This is a genomic window from Bacillus sp. FG16 (assembly GCF_057809515.1).
The window spans coordinates 24,630-33,290 of record NZ_JBMDKC010000065.1; the positions used below are offsets into that span (position 1 = coordinate 24,630).

An 8,661-nucleotide genomic window follows, 5' to 3' on the forward strand; every position below is an offset into this window, starting at 1 on the left:
ATAGTTCACTTAACTTATATGTGTAATAACAGTGAGAAGGAGTAGTAGTAATAGAAGCTGGTTTAGAGAGTTGACGGTCGGTGCAAGTCAATCCACGTTTCGTTATGAACTCGCCTTTGAGTTGCAGTTGTGAAACTAATAGTAGCAATTGCCGTTAATCCACGTTACGGATCTAAGCGAATGTATATTTTTACATTAATTTAGGGTGGTACCGCGGGAATCTATAACCTCTCGTCCCTTTCTAGGGATGAGAGGTTTTTTGTATTTTGGGCGGTGAAAATAAATAGAATTTCAAGGAGGGTATCTCATGAGCTTTAATCATCAAGATATTGAGAAGAAGTGGCAAGGGTACTGGGAAGAGAATAAAACATTCCGTACGCCAGATGAGACAGAAAAACCAAAATTTTATGCACTAGATATGTTCCCATATCCATCAGGTGCAGGCCTACACGTAGGACATCCAGAAGGTTATACAGCGACAGATATTTTATCTCGTATGAAGCGTATGCAAGGATATAACGTTCTTCATCCAATGGGATGGGATGCATTCGGTCTTCCAGCAGAGCAATATGCACTTGATACTGGAAACAGTCCGGCAGAATTTACAGAGATTAATATTAATACGTTCCGTAATCAAATTAAAGCATTAGGCTTCTCTTATGATTGGGATCGTGAAGTAAATACAACAGATCCAAACTACTACAAGTGGACACAATGGATCTTCCTAAAACTATTTGAAAAAGGTTTAGCTTACGTTGATGAAGTACCTGTAAACTGGTGCCCAGCGCTTGGTACAGTACTTGCAAACGAAGAAATCATTGACGGTAAGAGTGAGCGCGGCGGACATCCAGTTGAGCGTCGTCCGATGAGACAGTGGATGTTAAAAATTACAGCTTACGGAGATCGTCTATTAGAAGATCTAGATGAGCTTGATTGGCCAGAAAGCTTAAAAGATATGCAACGTAACTGGATCGGTCGTTCTGAAGGTGCAGAAGTGCACTTCAATATCGACGGTACAGACGAGAAATTCACAGTTTTCACAACGCGCCCTGATACATTATTCGGTGCAACATACTGTGTACTTGCTCCGGAACATACACTTGTTGCAGAAATTACAACAGCAGAACAAAAAGAAGCGGTAGAAGCTTACATTAACGCTGTAAAAATGAAGAGTGACCTAGAGCGTACAGAACTTGCGAAAGAGAAAACTGGTGTATTCACTGGTGCTTACGCAGTTAACCCAGTAAACGGTGAGAAATTACCAATCTGGATCGCTGACTATGTTCTTGCAACTTACGGAACAGGTGCTGTAATGGCAGTTCCAGCTCACGATGAGCGTGACTATGAATTCGCATCAGTATTCAATCTTTCAATGAAGGAAGTTGTAAAAGGCGGAGACATTACGAAAGAAGTGTACACAGGTGATGGTGCACACGTAAACTCAGCATTCCTTGATGGTTTAAATAAAGAAGAAGCAATCGCAAAAATGATTGAATGGCTTGAAGTAACGAGCGCGGGAAATCAAAAAGTAACGTACCGTCTACGTGACTGGTTATTTAGCCGTCAACGTTACTGGGGTGAGCCAATTCCAGTAATTCACTGGGAAGATGGCACAATGACAGCTGTGAAAGAAGAAGAATTACCATTAGTTCTTCCGAAAACAGAAAACATCCGTCCTTCAGGTACAGGTGAATCACCACTTGCTAACATTGACGAGTGGGTAAATGTTGTTGATCCTGAAACTGGTAAAAAAGGTCGTCGTGAAACGAATACAATGCCACAATGGGCTGGTAGCTGCTGGTATTACCTACGTTACATCGATCCAAACAATAGCGAAGCACTTGTAGATCCTGAAAAGGTAAAACAATGGCTTCCAGTTGATATTTATATCGGCGGGGCGGAGCATGCCGTACTTCACTTACTATATGCTCGTTTCTGGCATAAAGTATTATACGATATCGGTGTAGTTCCAACGAAAGAGCCGTTCCAACAATTATTCAACCAAGGTATGATTCTAGGTGAAAACAACGAGAAAATGAGTAAATCAAAAGGTAACGTTGTAAACCCTGATGATATCGTAGCAAGCCACGGTGCAGATACACTTCGTCTATACGAAATGTTCATGGGACCATTAGATGCTTCGATCGCTTGGTCTGAAAATGGTCTTGATGGAGCTCGTCGTTTCCTAGACCGCGTATGGCGTCTATTCATTCAAGATAGCGGTGAATTAAGTGAGAAAATTACTGATGCACCAAATAAAGAACTTGAAAAAGCTTACCACCAAACAGTGAAGAAAGTGACAGAAGACTATGCAGAGCTTCGCTTCAACACAGCGATTTCTCAAATGATGGTATTCATCAACGATGCATACAAAGCTGAAACACTTCCGAAAGAATATGTAGAAGGTTTCGTAAAAATGATTGCACCAGTTGCACCTCACATCGGGGAAGAGCTATGGAGCAAACTTGGATACAATGAAACAATCACATATGCAAGCTGGCCAACATTTGATGAGTCTAAACTTGTAGAAGATGAAGTTGAAATCGTTGTTCAAATTATGGGCAAAGTTCGCGCGAAACTAACAATGAGTAAAGACGCATCAAAAGAAGAAATGGAGCAACTTGCACTTGAAGCAATTCAAGACCAAATCGAAGGAAAAACGGTTCGTAAAGTAATTGTAGTTCCTGGAAAACTTGTTAACGTTGTTGCAAACTAATTCATTCAAAAAAGCTCAGAGTATTTATACTCTGAGCTTTTTTTGTGTAGAAAATAATCTTAGGATCACCTTAGTCTAAGTTTTCAATTATTCCACTACCTACAAATAAAAGAGCGGAATTCCAATACAGACAAACACCTATTCTTCTATAGGAAATATGATAAAAAAGGTAGGCTAAATTGAGTAGAAGAGGTGAAAGGAATGAAAGGGATGGACAATAATGCACCACATGGCTTCTTCGGGGGCGAATCGGACAGTTATACACAAATGATGTTAATGGGAGGGGCTGGCCAACAAGGGTACGGTGGAATTCCGAGCTGGATGGGTGGAGTAGCAGGAGGATTTCCAACATCGGTAGCTGGCATGCAAACTGGAATGCCTACATTAATGGGAGGTTTTTCGACATCAGGGGCTGGAATGCCTACAGTAACAGGCGGATTTCCGACATCAGTAGCTGGCGTACAGACAGGAATTCCAGTAGGAGTACCAACTACATTTCCTTCTTTTGTTGGAGGAGTGCAGACAGGATTTCCGGTACCAGGAGTAGGTGTTGTAGCAGGCGGAGTAGGTGGTTATCCGCAAGGTGTTCACGGTCACCACGTGCATCACCATCATCAAGGCCAACACGGTCATCATGGACATCACCACCATCAAGGTCAACACGGCCAACATGGACACCACCACCATCAAGGTCAACACGGCCATCATGTACACCATCATCACCAAGGCCAACACGGTCATCATGGACACCATCATCACCAAGGCCAACATGGTCATCAACAACAAGTACATCACCACGGACACCAGCATATACATCCACAGGCTGTTCTTTATCAAACGCACCAAGGGCATCACCATCATCAAGGTCAACATGGTCACCATGGACACCATTATCATCAAGGCCAACACGGTCATCAAGGCCAACACCATCATCAAGGCCAACATGGTTATCAAGGCCAACACCATCATCAAGGTCAACACGGTCATCAAGGCCAACAACACCAGCAACATCAACACCAACAATATCAGCAATATCAACAACAGCAACAATCTTCTCCTTGGACAGGTGGAATGGGAACAGGAGGAGCAGGGGCAGCAGCAGGAGCAGCTAGTATTAGTGGGGCAGCAGGACACGCGGGGCACGTGGGTCATTAATGAGTTGCAGAGAAAAAGACATAATAAAAAACTGCTAGGAAATCCTAGCAGTTTTTTTCAGCTTCTTGGCGCTGACGTTCGATTTCAGCACGAAGTTGTGGCTCTGGTGCTTGCCAGCCTTCTGGTTTTAGAATTTTGCCATCACCTTCACGGAATCGAGGCTTCCCATCAGGGAATAGTTTTGCCATGTTTGCATTATTTACAATTTCGAATCCTTTATCTGGACGTACGCCCATTTCTGTAAACGTTCCGAATGCAAAGTAAATAAGGTCAATCAGTGCATCGTATTGATCTTCAACAGTTGTTGCTTCTAGAAATTCTTCTAGCTCTTCTTGCATAAAACTCGCACGAATTTTTGCGCGCTCTTCAGCTAATTTGGTTGGAGTATTTGTCACAGGATGTCCGAATACTTCATGCATTTTCGCAACAAGTTCGTATCCTTTATCTAAACCTTTTTCGTTTGTCATGTTGTTTCAATCCTTTCTCGTTTTCTGCCGAATTTCATTGTAACATAAGGTGATTATGAAATGAAAAGAACATCTTATAGAAAATAAGATGCCCGACTGTTATTCCTCTTTCTTAATTAAAATAGATAAAATAAGATCGATGCCAAATATACCAACGAGTAACATTGGGATAACGGCCAGTAAATAACGTGTGAAGGAAACATTTTTTAAGTATGTATGAGCAAATAAAAAGACGCCGAGAAATAAAATACCATTTAAAATAGGCTTTACTAATTTTTTAGACATAAGCTCCCCCATAAATATCTTCTCTCTCTATCTAAAATAAAAACTCCTCTTTCCGTTGTATCATGCTGGAGAGAGGAGTTCAATCATTTCTCATTCAATTACACCAGAATTTGTAATATTCACGGTGTATTTTATATGAACCGGAACATCTTTATACATTTGTCTCCATTCTTCTAATTTGAATGGGCGATAATGTTGCTTATACTTTGCACCTAGCCCGAGAGGATCGACGTTTAAAGATTTAAACTGCTTGATTAACTTGGTAGCTTGTACATCCAATTGTTTTTGGACATTTTTTTCAATCTTTTTTGTGTTCTTGTTATTTTCTAAGTTAATTTGTTTCGATAGTTCTTGAATACGTGCATCAAGATGAACGTGAATGAAAAAGGAAGGCTTCCCGTTTTTAATTTTTATATCGTAAGTTGGAACAGAACGAATATTATTAATCATTACGTACGCAGAATCTGTTTTAAATTCGTGTGAATCTAATTTATGTTTCTCTAATAGTCCTTTAAATATGAACATATCTTTTTCCGCGATTTTACCGATATACTTATCCTTTTTAAAAAGACCAATTCCGTTAATTTTTATTTTATCACCATGTTTCTTTAGAATTGGAATATAGTAGTCTTGCCCTTCTTGATAATAACGGAATGCTCCTACATGTAGATTATCCGTTGGTAAAGGACCAGTCTCCATATTATGTTCTAACAACTTTTTTATATAAATTGCAACGTTGTATGAAGTCGTATATTTCCCTTTTAAAAGTTCAGTACCATTCCCCTCTAATAAACCAACATATAAAGCGTTCCCTATATTCACATCTCGAAGTAATGTATCGAATGAAGTAGACATTCCTGTTTTGGCAAGTCTTATCGTATATAGAGCGACACGCATTTGTCCGCTAGCAAATGGTTGAGAAGACTCTAAAGATGTGTCTGCTTTTACTTGTTTTACTGCATTTGCGCTGCCTTCAAAAACTTGAACTTTATTTCCTTTTTTCTGAATGGGACAAACGAATGTCACTTTTACTTTATTATCTTTTGCTACATCAAAAACGGTTCCTTGAATAAGCTGTACATCATCGATAATATTTTTTTGTAAACATCCAGTTAAACTGAAGAGTGCTATACAAGAAATAAGTATTAATTTACTTTTGATTTTTTCCATTTTCTTTTCACCCACACAATAATAAATAGGATTGGGATGTATACATAAATGAGCCAAAAACTAACTTTTGATGCATTACTAATAAAGTTATTAATATCATGTCTGTTTGTTAAAAGTTGTGAAACAATGAGAGTGATAAGGATAAAAGCGATTAAAATACCTCTTTGTTTTACACGAAATATTTCGTGAGTTGCTCTCGTTGCCGCCCATAAGGGGAGGATGAAACTTGTAATAATAACAAGTGCATAGCCTGAAATTGCAATATATTCTAGCCTTTCTATAAATGGTAATTGAATGACTTGGGTCATAGAAAGTTGTGACCATATCGTTTTTAACAATTGTTTCTCACTAAAAAACGCAAAGGCTAAAAGGGTACTAAATAAATATAGAAGATTTGAAAATAATGCCCCGTATTGAGCGTATTTATGAGATTGCGCAGGTTTTTTCACAAATGGATAAACCATGAGGTAAATCTCAAAGCCGGTCATACTGTAGATTGACAGATTGGCGGCTTTTAAAATATCTGAAAAAGAATGTGTGAATATAGGAAGTAAATTATCCCAATGTGAGTATTTCAAAACGAATAAGCTAAGAAGTAAATATCCTAGTGTACCACCAACAGAGATGACGCAAATGCCAGTAATGACACGAAATCCAGAAGAAATAATGTAATAACTAACTAAGCATAAAAAGAGTGTTAACATAAAGGTGGAAGCGGTAGGGAACATCCATACTTGAATAATTTCAACGTATGTTCGAATGACAGAAATACTGACGATTAAAAAATAAGCTGCAAAGATGATATTAAAGCCATTCCCTAGCCACTTTCCAAATGTTTGCCGATGTAAGTCAATTAAATTCCCGTTTGTTTCCCTTAATAAAAAATACATCATCCATATAAGAATATGGATACCAATTCCTGTGATAATAACTCCTATCCATCCATCGTATCCAGCAGCTTTTGCAATAATTCGAGCGAATCCGAGAACGCCAGCGCCAAACTGTGCACCGTGAATTAAGAAGAAAACAAAGACAGGAGATATTTGATATTTTTCTTGAACCTTACTCATCGAATGCACCTCATTTCTTAATCATCAAAGTCCGATCTATGTTTTGTTGAAATTCCTTTCGCAGCCTTTTTTACATGTTGTGGTCTTGCTTGCACATCTCTTGTATCAATCATCGTTAATGGAAAACGGATCCAAGAATCTTTAACTGATTGTTGCCTTGTCGGATAAAACAAAGCGTACGGCTTACGTAAGGAAGTAAGTCTAAATAGATGAGTAAATAAAAAGATAAATCCAAGAGAAATACCGAAAAGTCCACCTATTTCTGCAAATATGAGAAACGGGAAGCGTAGTAGTCGAACAGCATTACCCATTTTATAAATAGGTGTAATAAAGGAAGCGAGTGCTGATAGTGCAACGATAATTAATAAAATATTACTCGTTAACCCAGCTTGTACAGATGCTTGCCCGATTACGATACCGCCTACAATACCGAGTGTTTGCCCAACTTTCATCGGTAACCTTGCACCAGCTTCTCTTAATAAATCAATTGCGAGTTCTAAAAAGAGTGCTTCAATTAAAGGTGGGAATGGTACTTGTGCCCTTGATAAAATCAAAGTTTCAAGTAAATCACTTGGAATAAGTTCATAATGATAATTTAAAACTGCAACGTATAACGGTGTAGCGCAAATTGAAAATAGAACGGCGATAAGGCGCAAAATTCTTGAAAATGTAGCGTATAGCCAAGAGACGTTATAGTCTTCTGGTGAAATGAAAAAATCGAAATAGGATACAGGTGTTAGTAAAACACTTGGAGAACCATCAACAAAAATAGCGATTTTTCCATCAATTAGTGCTTTTGTAACTCTATCAGTACGTTCTGTATTGATATAGAGAGGGAAAATTGATTTTTCACCCATCAATTCTTGTATATAAGCACTATCATTAATTTGATCATATTCAAGAGCGCGTAATGATTCTTCGAGAAAATCTACATTATCTTTTTCAGCTAGGTTGTCTAAATACATCATGACAACTTTTGTTTTGGAAAACTCGCCGATAATCATTTCTTTTGTTTGTAAATCTAAAACAGGAAGACGTTTTCGAACTAAATTAATGTTTGTATCAATATCCTCTACGAAACCTTCTTGCGGACCAATAACAGTTGATTCGTTTAAAGGAGGGGTTGGCGCACGATAATTATCAATTGCAATGTTTGCAAGCATACATTTTTGATCTTGCTGATTTAATTGAATGATCGCATGCCCCTTTAAAACCATATCCTCAATTTTTTGTAAGTCGTTCGTAATTGTAATGCCGCTCATCGGAATATGTTCTTTTAGTTGTTCTAGAGAAGCACAAGGTTTCTCTAAAAGAGTAGGCATTAAATATTTCTGTAATTTCTCTCCATCAAGTGAAGGGCGATAGTAAGAAATCCAATAAGGCATCGTTTCATCGTCAGATGTATGGTAATTAATAAAATCACTAGACTTTTTAAGTTTCTCTATTAAATCTTGTAGAGAATGAATACGGTCTTTTTCTGGTTTTGTAAAGTCATAAATACTATTACCTCCAGAGCTTTGTTGCTTACTTTGAGAGGGTTCATCGTGCTTAGCCTTTTGTTGTTTATCTTGAGAAGAATCACCTTGTTTAGCGCTTTGTTGCTTATCCTGAGAAGAATCACCTTGTTTAGCGTTTTGTTGCTTATCTTGAGAGGAATCCTCTTGTTTAGAGCTTTGTTGCTTATTCTGAGAAGAATCCTCTTGTTTAGCGCTTTGTTGCTTATCCTGAGAGGAATCCTCTTGTTTAGAGCTTTGTTGCTTATCCTGAGAAGAATCCTCTTGCTTAGAGCTTTGTTGCT

General features: G+C 38.3%; 7 protein-coding genes and 1 other annotated feature. Of the genes, 2 read left to right on the top strand and 5 right to left on the bottom strand.

Annotation, left to right across the window (positions count from 1 at the left end; genetic code table 11):
* The first annotated feature begins 22 nt into the window (after positions 1–22).
* Positions 23–242 (top strand) — a binding site (T-box leader).
* A gap of 65 nt (positions 243–307) precedes the next feature.
* Together leuS and ACODS7_RS21370 are read left to right on the top strand one after the other, a co-directional pair.
* Complete coding sequence (gene leuS, locus ACODS7_RS21365) at positions 308–2,716, top strand: leucine--tRNA ligase (protein WP_243168824.1); 2,409 nt, start codon at positions 308–310, stop codon at positions 2,714–2,716.
* 201 nt (positions 2,717–2,917) lie between these two features.
* The gene (locus ACODS7_RS21370; RefSeq protein ID WP_243168825.1) at positions 2,918–3,871 is read left to right on the top strand and encodes a hypothetical protein; all 954 of its coding nucleotides are present in this window, start codon (positions 2,918–2,920) and stop codon (positions 3,869–3,871) included.
* A 44-nt stretch (positions 3,872–3,915) separates the two neighbouring features.
* Here the strand turns inward: ACODS7_RS21370 and ACODS7_RS21375 are convergent, their stop codons facing one another.
* The 5 genes from ACODS7_RS21375 to ACODS7_RS21395 form a co-directional block, all read right to left on the bottom strand.
* Positions 3,916–4,338, bottom strand: coding sequence for a pyrophosphohydrolase domain-containing protein (locus tag ACODS7_RS21375; RefSeq protein ID WP_016080005.1), 423 nt, complete (start codon positions 4,336–4,338; stop codon positions 3,916–3,918).
* Between the two features lie 99 nt (positions 4,339–4,437).
* On the bottom strand, positions 4,438–4,623 hold the full coding sequence (locus tag ACODS7_RS21380; RefSeq protein WP_016080006.1) for a hypothetical protein: 186 nt from the start codon (positions 4,621–4,623) through the stop codon (positions 4,438–4,440).
* Between the two features lie 90 nt (positions 4,624–4,713).
* On the bottom strand, positions 4,714–5,793 hold the full coding sequence (gerHC, locus tag ACODS7_RS21385; protein WP_016080007.1) for a spore germination protein GerHC: 1,080 nt from the start codon (positions 5,791–5,793) through the stop codon (positions 4,714–4,716).
* Positions 5,769–6,863: a spore germination protein gene (locus tag ACODS7_RS21390; RefSeq protein ID WP_016080008.1), complete on the bottom strand. Its 1,095-nt coding sequence runs from the start codon at positions 6,861–6,863 to the stop codon at positions 5,769–5,771. The genes gerHC and ACODS7_RS21390 overlap by 25 nt, the downstream gene beginning before the upstream one ends.
* Before the next feature lie 17 nt (positions 6,864–6,880).
* A partial coding sequence (locus ACODS7_RS21395) for a spore germination protein (RefSeq protein ID WP_488827503.1) occupies positions 6,881–8,661 on the bottom strand: 1,781 nt, incomplete at its 5' end.